This is a genomic window from Cellulosimicrobium cellulans (assembly GCF_006539945.1).
Lineage (GTDB): Bacteria > Actinomycetota > Actinomycetes > Actinomycetales > Cellulomonadaceae > Cellulosimicrobium > Cellulosimicrobium cellulans.
In genome coordinates, this window is sequence record NZ_BJNZ01000020.1 from 1 (window position 1) to 20,915 (window position 20,915).

Here is a 20,915-nt window from a genome sequence, read left to right on the forward strand (position 1 = left end):
GGAGCCTGGGGGCCCTTCGCGGGCTCGGCCTTCGCCGGGGCGGGTGCCGCCGGCTGGGGCGCGGGCGCCTCCGCCTGGGGCGCGGCCGGAGCGGCCTTCACCTCGGGCTTCGGGGCCGGCTTGGGCGCGGCCGGACGCGCGGGGGCGGGTGCCGCCGCGGGCTTGCTCGCGCCGCCGCCCCCGGCGGGGAAGGCGTCGCGCAGCTTACGGACCACCGGTGGCTCGATGGTCGAGGATGCCGAGCGGACGAACTCACCGAGCTCCGTCAGCTTGCTCATGATGGTCTTGCTCTCCACCCCGAGCTCCTTCGCGAGCTCGTAGACGCGGACCTTTGCCACAACTCTCCTGTCTCGGCCCGCCCCGGACAGGGAGGACCGTCGTTAGTGCTGGGTGCTCATCGCTGGGTACTCATCGGGTGCCCATCGGCTTCTAACCCGCTTCCTTGTCGACGTGTCGTGCAGTGCGGCCCCCGGGAGGGGCCGTGAAGCATGGCTCAGACCTGCTCTCCCGGTGGCGCCTCGATCGCGGTGCGGACCGCGGCGAGGTCGAGAGGCCCGGCGACGCGCAGGGCCCGCGGGACGGCCCGCCGGCGTTCCGCCGTCTCGAGGCACCGGGTCGACGCGTGGAGCCACGCACCGCGACCCGGCAGCGACCGCCCGGCGTCCACCACGAGCCGGGGCTCGTCGGTGCTCGCACCGGACCGGTCGAGGACCAGACGGAGGAGAGCTGACCGCAGGTCGCGCTCCCGGCATCCGACGCACGTGCGGACAGGACCCGAGCCCGTGTCGACGGGGCGGGTCGTGGTGTCCGGGGGCATGGTCGAGGTGCGGGCGCGCGGCCCGGTCGAGGACAGTCTACCGCGCCGTCCCGTCATCCGTGACCGTCCCACTCCCGACGACTACCGGTCCCCGGTGCGGGGACCTGCGGCGGCGTCACGGTCGGAGCCCTCCGCGGGGGCGCCGCCCTCGTCGGAGCGGATGTCGATCCGCCACCCCGTGAGCTTCGCGGCCAGGCGGGCGTTCTGCCCCTCCTTGCCGATCGCGAGGGAGAGCTGGAAGTCCGGGACCACGACGCGCGCGGCCCGAGCCACCTCGTCGACGACCGTGACCGACGACACACGAGCCGGCGACAGCGCGTTGGCCACGAACTGCGCCGGGTCGTCGCTGTGGTCGACGATGTCGATCTTCTCGCCGTGCAGCTCCGCCATGACGGCGCGCACGCGCGAGCCCATCGGGCCGATGCACGCGCCCTTGGCCCCGAGGCCAGGGACCCGGGACCGCACCGCGACCTTGGTCCGGTGCCCGGCCTCGCGCGCGATGGCGGTGATCTCGACCGAGCCGTCCGCGACCTCAGGGACCTCGAGCTCGAACAGCTTGCGCACGAGGTTCGGGTGCGTCCGGCTCAACGTGATCTGCGCGCCCTTCATTCCCCGGGCGACCTCGAGCACGTACGCGCGCAGGCGCTCGCCGTGCACGTACTCCTCCGTCGGGACCTGCTCGTGCGGCGGGAGGACCGCCTCCGTGCCACCGACGTCGACCAGGACGACGCGCGGGTCGCGCCCCTGCTGGATGACGCCAGCGAGGACCTCGCCCTCCTTGCCGCGGAACGTGCCGAGGATCTGGTCGTCCTCCGCGTCGCGCAGGCGCTGGACGATGACCTGCCGCGCGGTCGACGTCGCGATCCGGCCGAAGTCGGCGGGTGTGTGGTCGAACTCCGGGCCGTACTCGACCGGGCCGCGCGGGGCGTCCTCGTCGTCGGTCTCCGGAGCCGGCAGCTCCTCGCGCGCCCACACCGTGACGTGCCCGGTCTTGCGGTCGAGCTCGACCCGAGCGCGTGTGTACGCGTCCGGGGTGCGGTGGTACGCCGAGAGCAGGGCCTGCTCGATCGCGGCGACCAGGACGTCGAGGCTGATGTCCCTCTCGCGCTCCAGCAGGCGCAGCGCGCTCATGTCCACGTCCATCGTCAGGCCTCCTCGTCGCGGGCGGTCGTGTCGTCGGTCGAGCCGTCGGTCTCCTCGAGCTCGGGCAGGTCCGCCTCGAGGGCGCGCTTGAGCTCCACCTGCACCTGCCCGCGGACCACGTCGGCCAGCGGCACGACGCGCTCCGTCACAGCACCGCGCGCGCCGGTCACGTCCAGGACGAGGTCGGGGTCGACCTCGGACCCGGCCCGGAGGCGCCCCTCGACCGTGCCGCCGTCGGCGAGCACGAGGCGCACCAGGCGACCACGGGCGCGCCGGAAGTGGCGCGGCTCGGTGAGCGGACGGTCGGTCCCGGGCGTCGAGACCTCGAGCGTGTACGCACCGTGGAGCGGGTCTACCGCGTCGAGGGCCGTGGAGATCGGGCGCGTCGCCTCCGCCACCGTGTCGAGGTCGAGGTTCCCCTCGACGTCGTCGGGAAGGTCCAGCACGACGCGCACCACGGACCGGGCGCCGGCGCGCGACACCGTGACGTCCTCGAGGTGGAGACCCGCGTCCACGACCACCGGCTCGATGGCCTCGCGCACGCTCTCGCGGAGCGCGTGCGTGGCCGCGTCGCCTCCGGGTGCCTTGCCGGGCTGACCGCCCGCCTGCCCTGCCATGACTCAGCTCCTGTCCGTGTCCCACGCCGGGTACGGATGACGACCGGTGTGTTGTTGTCTCGGGATCTCCCGACGATCCGCTCGTCGGGACGTTCGACCGGGGACCAGCCTAACGACTCACCGGCCCCGGACGTGACATCATCGCCCCCGATGAGTCCCCACGCGACCGCGGTGCCCGCCGCGACCCGTTCCCGCCCGCGCCGGACGCCCCGGCCCGGCGGGCGGCTGCTGGCGGCCGTGGCGGTGCTCGCGACCGGCGTCCTGGCGGCCGGGTGCGGCGTCCGGCTGGAGAACCCGCCCCCCGCCGAGCCCTCGCCCGACGCCGTCGAGGAGCTGCGCGCCGGCGCGGTGGACGACGCCCTCGCGGTCGCCGACCTCGTGGCGGACGTCACGCCGGGCGTGACCGACCCGGCCACGCTCGCGGCGCTCGAGGAGGCCGCCGCGTTCGCCGAGCAGCACGCGGACGCCCTCGGCGGCGTCTACGACTCCGGCCTGGACGACCTCGACCTCCCGGCCGGCGACCCCACGTCGACGGCCCCGGCGGGCGACACCGGCGAGCCCGCCGACGACGCAGCGGGCACCGAGGAGGGCGGCAGCGCAGCGGACCGCGCGGAGGAGGACGGCACGACGGACGGGCCCGGTGACGGCGCCGCCACGACCGACGACGTCGTCGTCGCGCTCGCCGAGGCGGCGCAGCGCACGGGCGCCTCGGCCGACGCGGCGACGGACGCCCCGCTCGCCCGGCTCCTCGCGTCCGTCGCCGCCTCGGAGCACGTCTCGGCGCAGCGCCTCGCCGCGCTCACCGGGTCGGCTGCGGCCGACGAGCTCGTGACGACGGCCCCGCCCGTCGAGGAGGCTCCGGCCGGGATCGGCGCCGCCGACCTCGCGACGCTCGTCGAGACGGAGGACGCCGCGGGTTACGCGTACGAGGTCCGCGCGGCGCAGTCCGAGGGCGACGCGCGGACCGCCGCGGTCGCGCGTGCGGCGGAGCACCGGGCCCGCGGCCAGGCCTGGGCGCTCGCGGCCGGGACGGACGGCACCGCCCAGGACCCCCGCCGCGTCGCCTACGTGCTGCCGGACGACGCGGACGTCGCCGCCCTCGCGCGCCAGGTCGAGTCGGGCCTCGCGCAGACGTACGCGAGCCTCGTCGCCGCCGCCGCGCCCACGTCCCGGGCGGAGGCGGTCGCCCTCCTCGTCGACTCGTGGGCGAGCGCGGTCGCGTGGGGCGAGGCCCCCGTCGCCTTCCCCGGCCTCCCCGAGCAGTCGGCCGGCTGAGCCGCCCCGATCCCCTGCCGGACGGGCTCGGCCCGCGGCCCCTGCTCCGGCCCGCGCGCGACCGCCGCTCTCCCTCCGAAGACCCCCGACGACGAGGCGCCCCCGGCCCATGATCCCGGACCGGGGGCGCCCCGACGCTGCGAGGTGTCAGCCGAGGAGCTCGGCCACCTGCGCGGCGACGTGCTCGACGGCGTCCGTGACCGCGACCGGGACCGCCTCGCCCGCACGCGGGCGGACCTCGACCACGCCGTCGGCGAGGCCGCGGCCCACGATGAGGAGCAGCGGGACCCCGAGGAGCTCGGCGTCCTTGAACTTCACACCGGGCGAGACCTTGGGGCGGTCGTCGTAGACCACCTCGACGCCCCGGGCCGCGAGCTCGGTCGCGAGGCGCTCGGCCTCGTCGAACACGCTCGCGTCCTTGCCCGTCGCGAGGACGTGGACGTGCGCGGGCGCGACGTGCGCGGGCCACGCGAGCCCGGCGTCGTCGTGGTTGGCCTCCGCGAGCGCGGCGAGGACGCGCGTCACGCCGATGCCGTACGACCCCATGGTCACCACGACCTGCTTGCCGTTCTCGTCGAGCACGGTGAGGCCGAGGGCCTGCGCGTACTTGCGGCCGAGCGCGAAGATGTGGCCGATCTCGATGCCGCGGGCCAGCTCGAGCGGGCCCGAGCCGTCGGGCGCGGGGTCGCCCGCGCGCACCTCGGCGGCCTCGACCGTGCCGTCGGCGGCGAAGTCCCGCTCGGCGACGAGGTCGAACACGTGCCGGCCCGGCTCGTTCGCCCCGGTGATCCAGCGCGTGCCCGCGACGACGCGCGGGTCGAGCAGGTAGCGCACGGAGTGCCGCTCGGGCACCTCGCCCTCGGCGACGTCCGCGGGCACGTCGCGGCGGACGTTCGGGCCGAGCGCCTGCGGGCCGATGTAGCCCTTGACGAGCTCGGGGTGCGCGGCGAAGTCCGCGTCCGTCGCCGGCTCGACCTCGGCCGGCTCGAACGCCGCGCCGACGCGCTTGAGGTCGACCTCGCGGTCGCCGGGCAGCCCGACGACGACGACCTCGCGGCGGCCGTCGGGGTGCGTGAGGGCGAGCACGACGTTCTTCAGCGTGTCCGCCGCCGTCCACGCGCGGTCCGGACGCGGGAAGCGCGCGTTGGAGAGGGCGACGAGCGAGTCGATCGTCGGGGTGTCCGGGGTGTCCTCGACGTGCGCCGCGGGCGCGTCGGCGTAGTCGACGTCGTCCGGGACGGGCGTGACGACCGCCTCGACGTTCGCCGCGTAGCCGCCGGGCGAGCGCACGAACGTGTCCTCGCCGATCGGCGTCGGGGTGAGGAACTCCTCGGAGCGGGAACCGCCCATCGCGCCCGAGGTCGCGGCCACGATGACGTACTCGAGCCCGAGCCGGTCGAAGATGCGCCGGTACGCTGCGCGCTGCGCCTCGTACGAGCGCTCGAGGCCCTCGTCCGTGGTGTCGAACGAGTAGGCGTCCTTCATGACGAACTCGCGCCCGCGGATGAGACCCGCACGCGGACGCGCCTCGTCGCGGTACTTGGTCTGGATCTGGTAGATCGTCAGCGGCAGGTCCTTGTACGACGAGTACAGGTCCTTGACGAGGAGCGTGAACATCTCCTCGTGGGTGGGCGCGAGGAGGTAGTCGCCGTCCTTGCGGTCCTTGAGGCGGAAGATGTTCGGCCCGTACTCCGTCCAGCGGCCCGTCGCCTCGTACGGCTCCTTGGGCAGCAGCGCCGGGAAGTGCACCTCCTGCGCGCCCGCGGCCGCCATCTCCTCGCGGACCACGTCCTCGACCTTGCGCAGCACGCGCAGCCCGAGCGGGAGCCAGGTGTAGATGCCGGGGGCGGCACGACGGATGTAGCCCGCTCGCACGAGGAGCTTGTGGCTCGCGACCTCGGCGTCGGCCGGGTCCTCGCGCAGCGTCCGGACGAAGAGGGTGGACAGGCGCAGGAGGTCGGCGCCCCGGACGCGGGTGGAGACCGCGGCGGGCGCGCCGGACGTGACGGAAGACATGCGGCCCACCCTACCGGCGGGGAGGATGTCCCCATGCCCGAGCTGCCCGAGGTCGAGGCGCTGGTCCGGTTCCTCGACGACCGCGCGACCGGCCGCACCGTCGTCGCCGCCGACGTCGCCCAGATTGCCGCGCTCAAGACGTTCGACCCGCCGGTCGGCGCCCTCGTCGGACGCGTCGTGACCGGCGCGCGACGGCACGGCAAGTGGCTCGACCTCGTCCTCGCGCAGCCCGTCGGCGGACCGCCCGCGCCCGGGCCCGACGACGAGGTCCACCTCGTCTTCCATCTCGCCCGGGCGGGGTGGCTGCGGTGGTCGGAGAAGGCGCCGACGACGCCCGTGCGGCCTCGGCTCGGCGGCAGCGGCGGCGGGAAGGCGGCGGTGCTCGCGCTCCGCGTGCGCCTGGACGACGGATCGGGGTTCGACGTCACCGAGGCCGGGACGCGCAAGCGGCTCGCGGTCCACGTCGTCCGGCACCCCGACGAGGTGCGCGCGATCGAGACGCTCGGGATCGAGCCGCTGGACCCGGCGTTCACTCCCGAAGCGCTCGCCGCCCTGATGGCCGCCCGCAACCAGCAGGTGAAAGGGCTCCTGCGCGACCAGTCGTCCATCGCCGGGATCGGCAACGCCTACTCCGACGACATCCTCCACGCTGCCCGCACGAGCCCGTTCAAGCTCACGCGCTCGTTCACGCCGGACGAGGTCGCCCGGGTGCACGCCGCCGTGGGCGAGGTCCTCGCCGAGGCCGTGGCGGCGTCGTCGGGCAAGCCCGCTGCGGAGCTCAAGGACGCCAAGCGCGCGGGGATGCGCGTGCACGGGCGCACCGGGCTGCCCTGCCCCGTGTGCGGGGACACCGTGCGCGAGGTGAGCTTCGCCGACCGCAGCCTGCAGTACTGCGCGACCTGCCAGACGGGCGGGCAGGTGCTCGCCGACCGCCGGATGTCGCGCCTGCTCAAGTAGCGCGCCGGTCGCGGGTCGTCAGAAGAGGACGGTCGCGTACGTGCCGACCTGCTCGAACCCGACGCGGCGGTACGTCGCGAGCGCGCGCGTGTTGTAGTCGTTGACGTACAGCGAGACCACGGGCGGCGTGGCGCGGCGGGCGGCCTCGGCCGGGGTGCCCTGGCGGGCGAGGTGCACGACGGCGGCCATCCCCGGCGCAGCCAGGCCCTGACCGCGGTACCGCGGGTCGACCCACACGCCCTGCACCTGCGCGACGAGCGGCGTCACGGCCCCGAGCTCGGCCTTGAAGACGACGTGCGGCCCGCCGTCGCCTCCCGCGAGCCGGACGAACGACCGTCCGGCGAGCACGAGCGACCGCACGCGCTCCTCGTACGCGCGCCCGCCGCCCTCGACCGGGGAGTAGCCCACCTCCTCGGTGAACATGCGCACGCACGCCGGCAGGACGACCGGCACCTCGGCCGGGACGGAGCGCCGGACCCCGGGGTCGGGCTCGACGTCGGGCTCGCGGTCGATCGCGAGCGAGGGCTGGTTCGCCCGGATCTCGCGCGGCGACGGCCAGTGCGGTGCGAGCAGCTCCCACAGCGCGAGGACCGCGTCGCGCTCGCCCACGACCGACGACGACCGTCGCCCCGCGTGCCGCGCGAGCTCGCCGAACGCCGTGACCGCCGCCCGCGCGCGCGACGCGTCGAGCGACGCGGGCACCACCGGGACGAGGTTCGCCCCCGCCCAGCACACCGCCTCGAGCGGGCCGACGGCCGGGAAGCCCCACGCCTGGCCGCCCGCCCTGTGCAGGCCGGCGTGCTGCGCGACCGCGAGCCGCGCGGCCGCGAGCGTCGACGCGACCGGGTCGCCCGCGCACACCGCCAGCGCCTCCGGGACGTCCGCGTCGACGAGCACGCGCGCCCGGGGCCGCCCGCCGTCGCCGGCCCCGCCCCGCGCCCGAGGCCGCAGGGCCGGGACGGACGGGCGCCAGCGGCTCACGAGGGCGTCAGCCGACCGTGACGACCGGCGGGCCGGCCTGCGCGTCGTTCTCCGGCGTCATGGTCTCCGCGATGCGCAGCGCCTCCTCGATGAGCGTCTCCACGATCAGCGACTCCGGCACCGTCTTGACGACCTCGCCCTTGACGAAGATCTGTCCCTTGCCGTTGCCCGACGCGACGCCGAGGTCCGCCTCGCGCGCCTCGCCCGGGCCGTTGACGACGCAGCCCATGACGGCGACGCGCAGCGGCACCTCCATGCCCTCCAGGCCGGCGGTGACCTTCTCCGCGAGCGTGTACACGTCGACCTGCGCACGACCGCACGACGGGCACGAGACGATCTCGAGCTTGCGCGGGCGCAGGTTGAGCGCCTGGAGGATCTGGTTGCCGACCTTGACCTCCTCGACGGGCGGCGCGGACAGCGAGACGCGGATCGTGTCGCCGATGCCCTTGCTCAGCAGCGCGCCGAACGCCGTCGCCGACTTGATCGTGCCCTGGAACGCGGGGCCGGCCTCGGTCACGCCGAGGTGCAGCGGCCAGTCCCCCGCCTCCGCGAGCAGCTCGTACGCCCGGACCATGACGACCGGGTCGTTGTGCTTCACGGAGATCTTGAAGTCGTGGAACCCGTGCTCCTCGAACAGCGACGCCTCCCACACGGCCGACTCGACCAGCGCCTCGGGCGTCGCCTTGCCGTACTTCGCGAGCAGGCGCGGGTCGAGCGATCCGGCGTTCACGCCGATGCGCAGCGACACGCCCGCGTCCGACGCCGCCTTCGCGATCTCCTTGACCTGGTCGTCGAACTTGCGGATGTTGCCCGGGTTCACGCGCACGGCGGCGCATCCCGCGTCGATCGCGGCGAACACGTACTTGGGCTGGAAGTGGATGTCCGCGATCACCGGGATCTGCGACTTCTTGGCGATCGCCGGTAGCGCGAGCGCATCGTCCGCGCTCGGCACCGCGACGCGCACGATGTCGCAGCCCGACGCCGTGAGCTCCGCGATCTGCTGGAGCGTCGCGTTGATGTCCGTCGTCGGCGTCGTCGTCATCGACTGGACGCTGATCGGGGCGTCGCCGCCGACGTCCACCTTGCCGACCTTGATCTTGCGGCTCTTGCGTCGCGGCGCGAGGACCGGCGGCGGGGCGGCAGGCATTCCGAGACTGATGGGTACGCTCACGCCCCTAGTATCCCCCGCCCGCCGTCCGACGCTGCACGTCGGACCTGTCCGGGTCGTCACCTTCCCGGCGGCTCCGGCACATCTTCGCGGCCCCTCCACGCGCCCCGGCCTCTTCCCCTTCGCGACGAGGCACGCCGGTCGCGTCCCGCCCGTCGGGCACCGTATCGCCGCCGAGAAGTGGGCTTCCGCCCCGGATCCGACCGCTTCCGGGGCGGAAGCCCACTTCTCGGCCCGCTCGGTCGCCGGACGAGCGCCGCGCACGCTGGTCCAGGCCGAGGACGGGCGCGCGACCGGGGCTACGTGAGGCGGACCGGGTCGATGATGTCGGCGAGGATGAGGAGAGCGCCGACACCGACGAGGACGACGAACATGACGTACGCGACGGGCATCATGCGGGCGAGGTCCGCCGGGCCAGGGCGCGGGAGGCCGCGGACGCGCGCGACCGTGCGCTTGGCCCCCTCGTAGAGCGCGTTGACCACGTGCCCGCCGTCGAGCGGCAGGAGCGGGATGAGGTTGAAGACGAACAGCGCGACGTTGAGCGCCGCGAGCAGCATGAGCATCGTGACGACCCGGTCGAGGACCGGGCTCTCGGCCCCGGCGACGTCCACGGCGACGCGGCCGACCCCGACGACGCTCATCACGGAGTCCTGACCGCGCGGCGCGTCGGTGAACGCGGCCTGGGCGGCCTCGTAGACCTTGACGGGCAGGGTGACGATGATCCCCGCGGTCCCGGACACCTGCTGCCACGTGGCCTCGGCAGCGACCCCTATCCCGGCGGGCTCCCGCTCGACCGTCGGGGTGAAGCCGACGAACCCGGCGGGCTCCGTCACCGGGTCTCCGGAGTCGTCCACGACGGGCGTCCCGTCCTCGGCGACGACCTGACGCTCCACGTCGACCGGCGTGATGGTGAGGTCGACCTGCTCGCCGTCGCGGTCGACGACGACGGGCGTCGCCTGCCCGGCCGAGCCGCGGATCATGCCGGAGAGCTGGTCCCAGGACGTGACCTCCTCGCCGTCGAACGACACGACCGTGTCGCCCGGCTCCAGGCCCGCGGCGGCCGCGGGCGACGGGTCGGCGGTGGCGGCGCACTCCTCCTGCTCCGACGCGACGACCGACGGGACGCACGCCGAGACGGAGCCCACGGTCGTCGTGATCGCGGGCAGGCCGATGCCGACGCACACGATCGCCATGAGCACGAACGCGATGAGGAGGTTCATGAAGGGGCCGCCGAGCATGACGACGACCTTCTTGGGGGCCGAGAGGTTGTAGAAGGCCCGGTGCTCCTCGCCGGGGCGGATCTCCTCCGTGCTGGCGTCGCGCGCGTCGGCGACGACCTGCGAGAAGAAGCCGTTGCCCCGCGGGCGCGCGCCGGCGGGAGCGGGCGGGTACATGCCGACGAGGCGGACGTAGCCACCGAGCGGGATCGCCTTGAACCCGTACTCGGTCTCGCCCTTGGTACGCGACCACAGGGTCGGGCCGAACCCGACCATGTACTGGCTCACCCGGACGCCGAACCTCTTCGCGGGCACCATGTGCCCGACCTCGTGCAGCGCGATCGAGACGACGATCCCGACCACGATCACGAGGATGCCGATCAGCGTCGCCATCGTTCCCTCTGCTCCTTCTCGGCCCGGGCGCTCGACGCACCCGGGCGGTTGCTCGTCACCGGCGGTCCAGGATCTCGTGCGCGCGGGCGCGGGCCCAGGCCTCTGCGTCCGCCACGTGGTCCAACGTCACGGCGTCCGCGGGGGTTCCGTCGTGCGCCGCGAGGACGCGCTCGACCGTCGTCACGATGTCACCGAAACCTGCGCGTCCGCTGAGGAACGCCGCGACGGCCTCCTCGTTGGCCGCGTTGTACACGGCCGGGTGGGTCGCGCTCGCCGCGACGGCCGCGCGCGCGAGGTTCACGGCCGGGAACGCGGCGTCGTCGAGCGGCTCGAACGTCCACGACGTCGCGGCCGTCCAGTCGCACGGCGGGGTCACCGGGTCGAGCCGGTCAGGCCATGACAGGCCCAGCGCGATGGGCAGGCGCATGTCCGGGGGCGACGCCTGCGCGATCGTCGAGCCGTCGACGAACTCGACCATCGAGTGCACCACCGACTGCGGGTGCACGACGACGGTGATGTCGTCGGCGGGGACGTCGAACAGCAGGTGCGCCTCGATGAGCTCGAGGCCCTTGTTCATGAGGCTCGCGGAGTTCACGGTCACGACCGGCCCCATGGCCCAGGTGGGGTGCGCGAGCGCCTGCTCGACCGTCGCGGCCTTGACCGCGTCGGCCTCCCAGCCGCGGAACGGCCCGCCCGACGCGGTGAGGATCAGGCGCCGCACCTCGGCGCGCGTCCCCGAGCGCAGGCACTGCGCGATCGCCGAGTGCTCGGAGTCCACGGGGACGATCTGGTCGGCGTGCTGCTGCGCCGCGCGCACCAGGGCGCCTCCGGCGACGAGCGACTCCTTGTTCGCGAGCGCGAGCGTGGACCCCGCGCGCAGCGCGGCGAGCGTCGGGCCGAGGCCGACCGAGCCGGTGACGCCGTTGAGGACGACGTCGCTCCCCCGCCCGGCGAGCTCGGCCGCCGCGTCGGGTCCGGCGAGCACCTCGGGGAGGTCCCCACGTCCGGCGAAGGCCTGCGCCAGCGCCTCGCCCAGGGCCGTCGCGCGCGACGCGTCGGCGACGCCGACCGCATGCACGCTCAGCGCCGCAGCCTGCCGCGCGAGCAGCTCCACGTCTCCCCCGCCCGCCGACAGCGCCTCGACCCGGAACCTCTCGGGGTGGGCCAGGACGACGTCGATCGCCTGCGTGCCGATCGACCCGGTCGAGCCGAGGATCGTCACGGTGCGGGGGGCGCGTGCGGGACTGTCGACCATGGCTCCCATCCTTCCAGGCCGCGGACGGTGCGCGGGCACCGAGGCGGTCGTGGCCCGGTCAGCGCGGAGCGGTCCACTCGAGCGTGTACCGGAAGAAGAGCCGACGGCGGACGCGCGCGCCGGGCAGGAGAATCCGGGCCGCGCGCACGACCTCGTCGACCGAGTGCCCCGGGTCCCGCACGGGCATGCCGGGAGCGTCCGGCCCGGGGTCGCCGGGCCGGGCTCGGCGGGGGTGCTTCACGAGGCCCACGAGCGGGTTGAGCAACGCGGACGCTCCGTCGACGGCGAGGTCGCGTGCCGACGCTGTGCGCGCGAGGCCGACGACGAGCAGCCGGCCACCCGGGGCGAGGAGATCCCGAGCGTGCCGGAGGGCCTCGTCGAGGTCCAGGTGGTGCAGCACCGCGACCATCGTCACCGCGTCGTAGCCCCCGCGTGCGGGCGCGCCGAGGCCCCCCGGGTGTCCCGGTGGGCGACCGGGCTCGGCGGGCGAGCGGACGTCGGCAGGAGAGCGGACGTCGTCGAACGTCAGCCGCCGCACGGTCACGGCGGGATCTGCGACGCGGCGCGCGACGGCTTGGGCGACCATGCCGGCGTCGGCGTCGATGCCATGGACCTCGGCGACCCGCCGGCGCAGCCGGCCGAGCAGCACGCCGGCCCCGCAGCCCACGTCGAGCACGACCCGGGCGCCGCGCGGCACCCGGCGCACGACCCAGCCGTGGAAGTGCTCGTTGTGGTTCCAGGGATGACGGCTGTTGACCGCCTCCAGCCACGACGTCGCACGCCCGACCAGCGGGTTGGCCGACGTCCGAGGGTCGAGGCTCACGCGCGCGAGGACGAGCGGGGCGTGATCACTCGACGCCGAGCAGGACCTCGATGGCGCGGGCGAAGAACGCGTCGACCGGCCCCTCCGCGTAGCCGTCGCGACCGCGTGCGCGGCCGAACGTCGCGGAGCGGATCTCCGCCGCGGTGATCGGCACCTGCCGGTCGAAGTAGGCGACGAGCCGGTCGCACAGGTCGTCCACGTCGTCGACGTCGTACGCGGGCTTGCCGCGCTCCGCGAGCGCGAACTTCTCGCCGTCCGGACGGCCCAGGCGGCCGTAGAGCGACCGGGCGCGCTCCGCGAGCGCGTTCATCCAGGCCTGCTGGCCGTGCGCGGCCACGTACTCCGCCCGCTGGCGCGCGATGAACGCACCCTCGAGACGGTCCAGCGCCGCGTCCACCTCGTGCGTGTCGTACCCACCGCGGACAAGGTCGAAGACCGACGCCTGGATCTCGGTGCTGGTCAGCCGGTCCGACACCCGGCCCTCGTACACGTCGCGCGCGTGCTCGAAGAAGTCGTCGACCTCCTCGGGGTCGTACCCGTTCCGGGTCTTGCCGACCGTGGTGAACAGCGAACTCACTCGTCCTCCTCTGCAGCGAGCTGCCCGCAGGCGCCGTCGATGTCGCTGCCGCGGGTGTCACGGATCGTCGTCGGGATCCCGTGCCCGCGCAATCGTGCCACGAACTCCGCCTCGACGGCAGGGTCGCTGGCCGTCCAGATCGAGCCCGGCGTCGGGTTGAGCGGGATCGGGTTGACGTGCACCCAGCCGCGGCCGCGGGCGTTGAGCTTCTCGCCGAGCAGGTCCGCGCGCCACGCGTGGTCGTTCATGTCCTTGATGAGCGCGTACTCGATGCTCACGCGGCGACCCGTGACCTCGAAGTAGTGCCGCGCCGCGTCGAGCGTCTCGTCGACGCTCCACCGCGTGTTGATCGGCACGAGCTCGCTGCGCAGGTCGTCGTCCGGAGCGTGCAGCGACAGCGCGAGCGTCACCGGGATCCCCTCGTCGGCGAGCTTGCGCATCGCCGGGACCAGCCCGACCGTCGAGACCGTGATGTTGCGCGCCGACATGCCGAGACCGTCCGGGGCCGGCGCGACGAGGCGGCGCACGGTGCCCATGACGGCCTTGTAGTTGGCGAGCGGCTCGCCCATGCCCATGAACACGAGGTTGTTGAGCCGGGTCGCGCCGCCGGGGATCTCCCCGTCCGCGAGCGAGCGGGCCGCGGAGCGCACCTGCTCGACGATCTCCGCGACAGAGAGGTTGCGCGTGAGGCCGAGCTGCCCGGTCGCGCAGAACGGGCACGCCATGCCGCAGCCCGCCTGGCTCGACACGCACAGCGTCGAACGCTGCGGGTAGCGCATGAGGACCGACTCCACCTTGGCGCCGTCGAAGAGGTGCCACAGCGTCTTGACGGTCGTGCCGCCGTCCGCCTCCATACGACGTGCGGCGGTGAGCAGCGGCGGGAAGAGCGCCTCGGTGAGGACGTCGCGGGTCGCCTTCGGCAGGTCCGTCATCGCCTCGGGGTCGCGCGTGAGGTGCGCGTAGTAGTGCGTCGCGAGCTGCTTGGCCCGGAACGGCTTCTCCCCCAGCTCGACGACGACGTCGCGCACCTCCTCGGGGGCGAGGTCGGCGAAGTGACGCGGCGGCTTGCCGCGCCTGGGCGCGGTCATGACGAGCGGGAGCGGCTTCGACTCCGCGGAGGGGCGGACGGAACGGACGGTCATGAGGAGGTCCAAGCGTGGGGGGTCGTGCGGACGGGTCGCACCGCGGTGCGGGCGGGTCGTCGGACGGCTGTCAGACGGCGAGCGCGAGGAGCACGTACACGAACGGGGCGGTGAGGAGCATGGAGTCGAGCCGGTCCAGGATGCCTCCGTGACCGGGCAGGAGCGACCCCATGTCCTTCAATTCTAGGTCGCGCTTGATCATCGACTCGGCGAGGTCGCCGATCGTGGCGGTGAGCGGGGCGAGGACGCCGAGCGCGACACCCAGGAGAGGGCTCGCACCGAGGCCCACCACGGCCCCGACCACGCCGACCGCCGTCGCGAGCACGAACGAGCCCGCCAGTCCCTCCCAGGACTTCTTGGGGCTCACCGAGGGAGCCAGCGGATGGCGCCCGAACAGGACGCCGGCGACGTACCCGCCGACGTCGTTCGCGACGGCGAGCAGGATGAAGATCAGGACCCGGACGCGCCCGTCGGGCGCCGCGAGCATGAGCATGACGAACCCCGCCATGAACGGCAGGTACGCCGCCGCGAACGTCGCCGCCGCGGCGTCGCGCACCGCCGCGGTCCCCGACCCGTCGATGACCCGCCACACGACGGCGCCCGCGACCGTGAGCATGAAGGAGACGAGCAGCGCCTCCGGGCCCGAGTAGAACGAGGACACGAGGATGCCCACCGTGCCCACGAGGAGCGGGAGGAGCGGGAGGTGCAGCTCGCGGCGCTTGAACGCCTGGGCGAGCTCCCACAGCGCGGCGCCGACCGCCACGGTCGCGAGCAGCACGAAGAACTCGGGCCGGAAGGCGAGGCTCGCCGCGACGAGCGCGAGCAGGCCGAGGCCCACCGCGATCGCCACGGGGAGGTTGCGGCCCGCCTTGGGGGCGCGCGCCGCGGAGGTGCTGTCGCCGGCGGCCGTCGAGGGAGTGTCGGTCATCGGTGCGTGGAGGAGCTCGCCGGACGAGGTGCTCAGACCTCGAGCAGCTCGCTCTCCTTGCCCGCGAGCAGCACGTCGACCTGGTCCACGTGCGCCTTGGTGAGGGACTCGAGCTCCTTCTCGGCGCGCCCGACCTCGTCCTCGCCGGCCTCGCCGTCACGCGCGATACGGTCCAGCTCCTCCTTGGCGCGACGGCGCACGTTGCGGATCGAGACGCGCGAGTCCTCGGCCTTCGACTTCGCGAGCTTCACGAAGTCACGGCGACGCTCCTCCGTGAGGGCGGGCAGCACGACGCGGATGACGTTGCCGTCGTTCGAGGGGTTCACGCCGAGGTCGGAGTCGCGCAGCGCCTTCTCCACCGCGGTCATCGAGCTCTTGTCGAACGGCGAGACGAGGATCGTGCGCGCCTCGGTCACCGTGAACGACGCGAGCTGCTGCAACGGCGTCGGGGCGCCGTAGTAGTCGATCGTGATCTTGTTGAACATCGCGGCGTTCGCACGGCCCGTGCGGATCGCGGCGAAGTCCTCCTTGGCCACCTCGACGGCCTTGTCCATCTTCTCCTCGGCCTCGAGGAGGGTCTCGTCGATCACCAGTGCTCCTTCGTCGTTCGTCGTGGGTCGGTCCGTGCGGTCGCGGCCGGGGTCACCGGCCTCGGTGCACCGATGTCAGTCGGTCGTGACCAGTGTGCCAATATTCTCGCCGACCAGGGCACGCGTGACGTTCCCCGGCTCGCCCATGCCGAAGACGCGCATGCGCACGTCGTTGTCGCGGCACAGGCTCAGCGCCGTCGCGTCCATGACACCGAGGTCGTTGACGAGCGCGTCGGTGTACGTGAGGTGGTCGAGCTTCGTCGCCGACGGGTCCTTGCGCGGGTCGGCGGTGTAGACGCCGTCCACGCCGTTCTTGCCCATGAGGACCTCCTGGCAGTGCGTCTCGAGGGCGCGCTGCACGGAGACCGTGTCGGTGGAGAAGTAGGGCATGCCGGCGCCGGCGCCGAAGATGACGACGCGGCCCTTCTCGAGGTGGCGGATGGCCCGCAGCGGGATGTACGGCTCGGCGACCTGGCCCATGGTGATGGCGGTCTGCACGCGCGTCTTCACCCCCGCCTGCTCGAGGAAGTCCTGGAGGGCGAGGCAGTTCATCACGGTGCCGAGCATGCCCATGTAGTCGGCGCGCGCGCGGTCCAGACCGCGCTGCGAGAGCTCGGCGCCGCGGAAGAAGTTCCCGCCGCCGACGACGATGGCGACCTGCACGCCCTGCGCGACCGCGTCCGCGATCTCCTGGGCGACGCGCTGGACGACGTCGGGCGCCAGACCGATCTGCCCGCCGCCGAACGTCTCGCCCGACAGCTTGAGGAGCACCCGCCGGTGCTCGGTCCCCTCGCGGGGCGCGGTCTGCTCGCCTGCCGTCACTGTCGACACCTGTCCTTCGTCCTGGCCCGGTGGGGGCGGGGTGGTCCTGCTCCGCCGTCGTCCCACCCGATGGTGCGGCACGACGCCGGTCGTCGCGCGCCCGGGGCCGGGTGCGCGGTCGGCCCGGTCCCACCGCCTCGCGGGCGACGGGACCGGGCCGACGGGGGCGTCAGGCGCCGACGCGGTACCGCACGAACTCGGTGATGGAGCCACCGGCCTCGGAGACGACCTGGCCGACCGTCTTCTTGGGGTCCTTCGCGAGCGGCTGGTCGACGAGGACGACGTCCTTGAAGAAGCCGTTCAGGCGACCCTCGATGATCTTCGGCAGCGCGGCCTCGGGCTTGCCCTCGTTGCGCGAGGTCTCCTCGGCGATGCGGCGCTCGTTCTCGACCGTCTCGGCCGGGACCTCGTCGCGCGACAGGTACGTCGGGGACATCGCGGCGACGTGCTGCGCGACGTCCTTCGCGACGGCCTCGCCCGCGGCGTCCGTGGCGACGACGACGCCGATCGACGGCGGCAGGTCGCGCGCGGTGCGGTGCAGGTACGCCGTGACGCGCTCGCCCGCGACGCGGGTCACGCGGCGCAGGACGATCTTCTCGCCGAGCGTCGCGGCCTGGTTGTCGATGACCTGCTGGACGGTCTCGCCGTCCGCGTCGGCCGCGAGCGCCGCGTCGGCGTCACGCGCGCCGGACTCGGCGGCAGCCTTGAGGACGCGGTCCGCGAGGGAGATGAACGTGTCGTTCTTGGCGACGAAGTCCGTCTCGGAGTTGAGCTCGATGAGCGTCGCGACCTGGCCACCCTCGGTGTCGCGGATGTCGACGGCGATGAGGCCCTCGGAGGTCGAGCGGCCCTCGCGCTTGGCGACGCCCTTCAGACCCTTGACGCGGATGATCTCGAGCGCCTTCTCCGCGTCGCCGTCCGCCTCGTCGAGAGCCTTCTTGACGTCGAGCATGCCGGCGCCGGTGCGCTCGCGCAGGGCCTTGATGTCAGCGGCGGTGTAGTTCGCCATGATGGTTCCTCACTCGTGGTTCGTCACGGGTTCTTCGTCACGTGGACGTGCTGGTGGCACCTCGTGCGGTGCCTGTGCGACGGTGGCACGGCTCGGGGTGCGCGGCGGTCGCCCGCCGCGCACCCCGGGTCGTCACTTGGTCTCGTCGGCCTCGGCGTCCGCGACCACGGCCTCCGCGTCGGCGACGACGGCAGCCTCGGCGGCGGCCTCCTCGACGACCTCGGCGGTGGCGTCGCCCGGCTCCTCGGCGGCGACCTCGGCAGCAGCCTCGGCCACACCCTCGGCCGCAGCGGCCTCGACGTTCGCCTCGGCGGCCTTCTCGTCGGCCTCGAGCTGCTTCTCGGCACCGGCGAGGAGCTCACGCTCCCACTCGGCGAGCGGCTCGGCCTCGGCGCCCGCCTCGGCCTCGGCACCCGAGCGGCCGGAGTGGCGCTGGAGCAGACCCTCCGCGGCAGCGTCCGCGATCACGCGGGTGAGCAGCGTCACCGAGCGGATGGCGTCGTCGTTGCCCGGGATCTTGTAGTCCACGACGTCGGGGTCGCAGTTGGTGTCGAGGATCGCGACGATCGGGATGTTGAGCTTGCGCGCCTCGTCGACCGCGAGGTGCTCCTTGTTCGTGTCGACGATCCACACGGCGGAGGGGACCTTCGCCATGTCGCGGATGCCGCCGAGCGTGCGGGCGAGCTTGTCCTTCTCGCGACGCAGGACGAGGAGCTCCTTCTTGGTCAGGCCGGAGCCCGCGACGTCGTCGAAGTCGATCTCCTCGAGCTCCTTGAGGCGCTGGAGACGCTTGTGCACCGTGGTGAAGTTGGTGAGCATGCCGCCGAGCCAGCGGTGGTTCACGTAGGGCATGCCGACGCGCGCGGCCTGCTCGGCCACGGGCTCCTGGGCCTGCTTCTTGGTGCCGACGAACAGGATGGAGCCGCCGTGCGCGACGGTCTCCTTGACGAACTCGTACGCGCGGTCGATGTACGACAGCGACTGCTGGAGGTCGACGATGTAGATGCCGTTGCGCTCGGTGAAGATGAAACGCTTCATCTTCGGGTTCCAACGGCGGGTCTGGTGCCCGAAGTGGACACCGCTCTCGAGGAGCTGGCGCATGGTCACGACGGCCATGACACGTCCTTTCGCCGTGCGGCCCGGGATCCACCCGGTGCGCGCACGCTTCTGGCGGCCCCTCCCGGAGGACGGACCGCGGTGCGGTTGTCGGTGACGACCCTGGTGGTCGCACCCCTGGCGCCACCCGTGCCGACGCCTGCGACGCACCGTTCGAGCAGGTGCGGGCAGGACCGACGTCGGACGCGGCCCCGCCCGGACCGGCAGAGCCGGGAGGACGGGCGAGGACGTGACGCGCGAAGTCGACCGGCTCCGTCCTCGGCCGAGGTGGTCACCTCGGGCCGGGCACGGCGAACGCGCCGGTCGCAGCGGCAAGTCTACCCGACCGCAGGGCCGACCACAGTCGCCGGTCCGGGTCGCCGCCAGGGCCCGTCGTCCACAGGCCGCAAGCCCCGGCTGCCCGACGCAGGCCCGCGTCGGGCACGCTGGCGCGATGGCTCACGACCGTGCCCCTGCGACGACCCGACCGCGTGCGGTCGCCCTCGTGCTGTCCGCGCTCCTGCTCGTCCTCCCCCCTGCCGCGTCCGCCACGACGGACGGGAGTGGTGAGGTCACCTCGGCCGCGTCCCCCGGCTGGGTGCCGCCGCTCGACCGCACGCTCGAGGCGCTCGGCGTGCTCGCGCCGTTCGACCCGCCGCTGCAGGACTGGCTGCCCGGTCATCGGGGCGTCGACCTCGCCGCTGCCGCCGGGGAGCCCGTCCTGGCCCCGGCGCCGGGGGTCGTCACGTTCACCGGTCCCGTCGCGGGGCGCGACGTGGTCGTCGTCACGCACGACGACGGCCTGCGCACGTCGCTCGAGCCGGTCACCGGCTCGGCACCTCGAGGAACGCGCGTCGCCGCGGGCGACGTCGTCGGGACCGTGCAGGGCTCCGACGGCGAGCCCGTCGCGAGCCACTGCGCGGCCACCTGCGTGCACTGGGGCGTGCGGCGGGGCCAGCGTTACGTCGACCCGCTCGCGCTGCTCGGCGAGCGTCCCCCGATCGTGCTGCTCCCGCTCGGGGAGCCGTGACCGGACGACGGCGGCCCGGGGCTCAGGCGCGCGGGAAGGCCTGCTCGAACGAGCTGCGCAGCCGCTCGGCCGTCACGTGGGTGTAGCGCTGCGTCGTCGCGAGCGACGAGTGCCCGAGGATCTCCTGCACGCTGCGCAGGTCGGACCCGCCGGCGAGGAGGTGCGTCGCGGCGCTGTGCCGCAGGTCGTGCGGGGCGACGTCGTCGACCCCGGCGGCGAGCGCGAGGCGGTGCACGACGTCGCGCACCTGCCGCTGCCCCCACCGACCGCCGCGGTCCCCGACGAGGAGGGCCGCGCCCGACCGCTCCGTGACGAGCGCCGGCCGCCCCGTGTCCAGCCAGCGGGTCACGGCCCGGGCCGCCGGGACGCCGAACGGCACGACCCGCTCCTTGTCCCCCTTGCCGAGCACCCGGACGACCCGCTGCGACAGGTCCACGTCGTCCACGTCGATCCCCGCGAGCTCCCCCACCCGGATCCCGGCCCCGTACAACAGCTCGGCGGCGGCCCACTCGCGCAGCCGGGCCGGCTCGCCCTCGCCCGCCGCCTCCCGGGCGGCGTCGAGGAGCCGTCCCGCGGCGTCGGCCGTGAGCACGGTCGGCAGGGTGCGCGGGACGCGCGGGCTCGCGAGGCGTGCGGCGGGGTCCGCCGTGACGCGTCCGGTCCGGCGCGCCCAGTCGAAGAACGCCCGTGCGGCGGCGCCGCGCCGCGCGAGCGTCGCCCGGGCGAGCCCGCGCTCCGACTGCTCCGTCAGCCAAGCACGCAGGGCCGCGAGGTCGACGTCCTGCGGCGACGTCGCGCCGTGCCGGGCGGCATGGCCCAGCAGCGCCTCGACGTCGCCCGTGTACGCGCGCACCGTGTGCGCGGACGAGCCCTGCGCGACCTCGAGATAGGTCCCGAAGTCCGCGAGCGCCGCGTCGAGCGCCGGCGGCAGGGCGTCGGGCCGGCCTTCGTCCGGTGCGTCGGCGGCTGCGTCAGGACGGGTCGGGCGGGTCATCCCCTCAGTCTCGCGCGCGGTACCGCAGGACTGCCGGAGGCGCTCCGGCCCGTCCCCCCTGCCCGC

21 protein-coding genes are annotated in these 20,915 nt (G+C 74.1%); 3 read left to right on the forward strand and 18 right to left on the reverse strand.

All coding sequences use genetic code 11. The features are described from left to right. From CCE02nite_RS14310 to rimP, 4 genes are all read right to left on the reverse strand, one after another. On the reverse strand, window positions 1-338 hold a 338-nt coding region (locus tag CCE02nite_RS14310), incomplete at its 3' end, for a translation initiation factor IF-2 N-terminal domain-containing protein (RefSeq protein WP_174774919.1). A 155-nt stretch (window positions 339-493) separates the two neighbouring features. Next, window positions 494-874, reverse strand: a complete 381-nt coding sequence (locus tag CCE02nite_RS14320) for a YlxR family protein (RefSeq protein ID WP_082141169.1) — start codon at window positions 872-874, stop codon at window positions 494-496. Between the two features lie 24 nt (window positions 875-898). Then, a complete protein-coding gene (gene nusA / locus CCE02nite_RS14325) occupies window positions 899-1,960 on the reverse strand; it encodes a transcription termination factor NusA (RefSeq protein WP_141390296.1) in 1,062 nt (353 codons plus the stop codon). A 2-nt stretch (window positions 1,961-1,962) separates the two neighbouring features. Next, complete coding sequence (gene rimP / locus CCE02nite_RS14330) at window positions 1,963-2,577, reverse strand: ribosome maturation factor RimP (RefSeq protein ID WP_141390297.1); 615 nt, start codon at window positions 2,575-2,577, stop codon at window positions 1,963-1,965. Window positions 2,578-2,727: 150 nt separating this feature from the next. Between rimP and CCE02nite_RS14335 the strand changes: the two genes are divergently transcribed. Further along, window positions 2,728-3,852, forward strand: a complete 1,125-nt coding sequence (locus tag CCE02nite_RS14335) for a DUF4439 domain-containing protein (protein ID WP_141390298.1) — start codon at window positions 2,728-2,730, stop codon at window positions 3,850-3,852. Window positions 3,853-3,999: 147 nt separating this feature from the next. Here the strand turns inward: CCE02nite_RS14335 and CCE02nite_RS14340 are convergent, their stop codons facing one another. Continuing rightward, the gene (locus CCE02nite_RS14340) at window positions 4,000-5,868 is read right to left on the reverse strand and encodes a proline--tRNA ligase (RefSeq protein WP_141390299.1); all 1,869 of its coding nucleotides are present in this window, start codon (window positions 5,866-5,868) and stop codon (window positions 4,000-4,002) included. A gap of 33 nt (window positions 5,869-5,901) precedes the next feature. Between CCE02nite_RS14340 and CCE02nite_RS14345 the strand changes: the two genes are divergently transcribed. Further along, window positions 5,902-6,825 (forward strand): Fpg/Nei family DNA glycosylase, encoded by a 924-nt coding sequence (locus tag CCE02nite_RS14345; protein WP_141390300.1) that lies wholly within the window; start codon window positions 5,902-5,904, stop codon window positions 6,823-6,825. An 18-nt stretch (window positions 6,826-6,843) separates the two neighbouring features. Here the strand turns inward: CCE02nite_RS14345 and CCE02nite_RS14350 are convergent, their stop codons facing one another. The 12 genes from CCE02nite_RS14350 to rpsB all read right to left on the reverse strand — a co-directional run bounded on the left by CCE02nite_RS14350 (window position 6,844) and on the right by rpsB (window position 18,846). Continuing rightward, a complete protein-coding gene (locus CCE02nite_RS14350) occupies window positions 6,844-7,806 on the reverse strand; it encodes a GNAT family N-acetyltransferase (RefSeq protein WP_141390301.1) in 963 nt (320 codons plus the stop codon). Between the two features lie 7 nt (window positions 7,807-7,813). Continuing rightward, window positions 7,814-8,953 carry a flavodoxin-dependent (E)-4-hydroxy-3-methylbut-2-enyl-diphosphate synthase gene (gene ispG, locus CCE02nite_RS14355; RefSeq protein WP_021482273.1) on the reverse strand — a complete coding sequence of 380 codons (1,140 nt, stop codon included), beginning with the start codon at window positions 8,951-8,953 and terminating at the stop codon, window positions 7,814-7,816. A gap of 320 nt (window positions 8,954-9,273) precedes the next feature. After that, entirely contained in the window at window positions 9,274-10,584 is a 1,311-nt protein-coding gene (locus tag CCE02nite_RS14360) for a M50 family metallopeptidase (RefSeq protein ID WP_141390302.1), read from the reverse strand. Between the two features lie 55 nt (window positions 10,585-10,639). Then, the gene (dxr, locus tag CCE02nite_RS14365; RefSeq protein ID WP_141390303.1) at window positions 10,640-11,839 is read right to left on the reverse strand and encodes a 1-deoxy-D-xylulose-5-phosphate reductoisomerase; all 1,200 of its coding nucleotides are present in this window, start codon (window positions 11,837-11,839) and stop codon (window positions 10,640-10,642) included. A 58-nt stretch (window positions 11,840-11,897) separates the two neighbouring features. Continuing rightward, the gene (locus CCE02nite_RS14370) at window positions 11,898-12,662 is read right to left on the reverse strand and encodes a class I SAM-dependent methyltransferase (protein WP_218027122.1); all 765 of its coding nucleotides are present in this window, start codon (window positions 12,660-12,662) and stop codon (window positions 11,898-11,900) included. 25 nt (window positions 12,663-12,687) lie between these two features. Then, entirely contained in the window at window positions 12,688-13,239 is a 552-nt protein-coding gene (locus CCE02nite_RS14375) for a DivIVA domain-containing protein (RefSeq protein ID WP_141390304.1), read from the reverse strand. After that, on the reverse strand, window positions 13,236-14,327 hold the full coding sequence (gene rlmN, locus CCE02nite_RS14380) for a dual-specificity RNA methyltransferase RlmN (protein ID WP_218027125.1): 1,092 nt from the start codon (window positions 14,325-14,327) through the stop codon (window positions 13,236-13,238). Before rlmN ends, CCE02nite_RS14375 begins: the two co-directional genes overlap by 4 nt. 124 nt (window positions 14,328-14,451) lie before the next feature. Next, window positions 14,452-15,309, reverse strand: coding sequence for a phosphatidate cytidylyltransferase (locus CCE02nite_RS14385; RefSeq protein ID WP_141390306.1), 858 nt, complete (start codon window positions 15,307-15,309; stop codon window positions 14,452-14,454). A gap of 32 nt (window positions 15,310-15,341) precedes the next feature. Next, window positions 15,342-15,899 (reverse strand): ribosome recycling factor, encoded by a 558-nt coding sequence (gene frr / locus CCE02nite_RS14390; protein ID WP_141390307.1) that lies wholly within the window; start codon window positions 15,897-15,899, stop codon window positions 15,342-15,344. Between the two features lie 75 nt (window positions 15,900-15,974). Further along, window positions 15,975-16,730 (reverse strand): UMP kinase, encoded by a 756-nt coding sequence (pyrH, locus tag CCE02nite_RS14395; RefSeq protein ID WP_255318877.1) that lies wholly within the window; start codon window positions 16,728-16,730, stop codon window positions 15,975-15,977. A gap of 160 nt (window positions 16,731-16,890) precedes the next feature. Continuing rightward, complete coding sequence (gene tsf, locus CCE02nite_RS14400; RefSeq protein ID WP_141390308.1) at window positions 16,891-17,730, reverse strand: translation elongation factor Ts; 840 nt, start codon at window positions 17,728-17,730, stop codon at window positions 16,891-16,893. A gap of 132 nt (window positions 17,731-17,862) precedes the next feature. Then, complete coding sequence (gene rpsB / locus CCE02nite_RS14405; RefSeq protein WP_141390309.1) at window positions 17,863-18,846, reverse strand: 30S ribosomal protein S2; 984 nt, start codon at window positions 18,844-18,846, stop codon at window positions 17,863-17,865. 433 nt (window positions 18,847-19,279) lie between these two features. On the opposite strand from rpsB, the gene CCE02nite_RS14410 reads away from it, so the two are divergent. After that, window positions 19,280-19,855 (forward strand): M23 family metallopeptidase, encoded by a 576-nt coding sequence (locus CCE02nite_RS14410; RefSeq protein WP_141390310.1) that lies wholly within the window; start codon window positions 19,280-19,282, stop codon window positions 19,853-19,855. Window positions 19,856-19,877: 22 nt separating this feature from the next. Here CCE02nite_RS14410 and CCE02nite_RS14415 read toward each other — a convergent pair whose 3' ends face one another. After that, window positions 19,878-20,849 (reverse strand): tyrosine recombinase XerC, encoded by a 972-nt coding sequence (locus CCE02nite_RS14415; RefSeq protein ID WP_141390311.1) that lies wholly within the window; start codon window positions 20,847-20,849, stop codon window positions 19,878-19,880. Window positions 20,850-20,915 lie beyond the last annotated feature (66 nt).

Bases quoted from the DNA above. Each gene is read 5' to 3' on its own strand.
- CCE02nite_RS14360 (WP_141390302.1), bottom strand. From the start codon at position 10,584: ATGGCGACGCTGATCGGCATCCTCGTGATCGTGGTCGGGATCGTCGTC.
- CCE02nite_RS14385 (WP_141390306.1), bottom strand. From the start codon at position 15,309: ATGACCGACACTCCCTCGACGGCCGCCGGCGACAGCACCTCCGCGGCG.
- dxr (WP_141390303.1), bottom strand. From the start codon at position 11,839: ATGGTCGACAGTCCCGCACGCGCCCCCCGCACCGTGACGATCCTCGGC.
- CCE02nite_RS14320 (WP_082141169.1), bottom strand. From the start codon at position 874: ATGACGGGACGGCGCGGTAGACTGTCCTCGACCGGGCCGCGCGCCCGC.
- CCE02nite_RS14340 (WP_141390299.1), bottom strand. From the start codon at position 5,868: ATGTCTTCCGTCACGTCCGGCGCGCCCGCCGCGGTCTCCACCCGCGTC.
- tsf (WP_141390308.1), bottom strand. From the start codon at position 17,730: ATGGCGAACTACACCGCCGCTGACATCAAGGCCCTGCGCGAGCGCACC.
- CCE02nite_RS14410 (WP_141390310.1), top strand. From the start codon at position 19,280: ATGGCTCACGACCGTGCCCCTGCGACGACCCGACCGCGTGCGGTCGCC.
- rlmN (WP_218027125.1), bottom strand. From the start codon at position 14,327: ATGACCGCGCCCAGGCGCGGCAAGCCGCCGCGTCACTTCGCCGACCTC.
- CCE02nite_RS14345 (WP_141390300.1), top strand. From the start codon at position 5,902: ATGCCCGAGCTGCCCGAGGTCGAGGCGCTGGTCCGGTTCCTCGACGAC.
- rimP (WP_141390297.1), bottom strand. From the start codon at position 2,577: ATGGCAGGGCAGGCGGGCGGTCAGCCCGGCAAGGCACCCGGAGGCGAC.
- nusA (WP_141390296.1), bottom strand. From the start codon at position 1,960: ATGGACGTGGACATGAGCGCGCTGCGCCTGCTGGAGCGCGAGAGGGAC.
- CCE02nite_RS14335 (WP_141390298.1), top strand. From the start codon at position 2,728: ATGAGTCCCCACGCGACCGCGGTGCCCGCCGCGACCCGTTCCCGCCCG.
- ispG (WP_021482273.1), bottom strand. From the start codon at position 8,953: ATGCCTGCCGCCCCGCCGCCGGTCCTCGCGCCGCGACGCAAGAGCCGC.
- CCE02nite_RS14415 (WP_141390311.1), bottom strand. From the start codon at position 20,849: ATGACCCGCCCGACCCGTCCTGACGCAGCCGCCGACGCACCGGACGAA.
- rpsB (WP_141390309.1), bottom strand. From the start codon at position 18,846: ATGGCCGTCGTGACCATGCGCCAGCTCCTCGAGAGCGGTGTCCACTTC.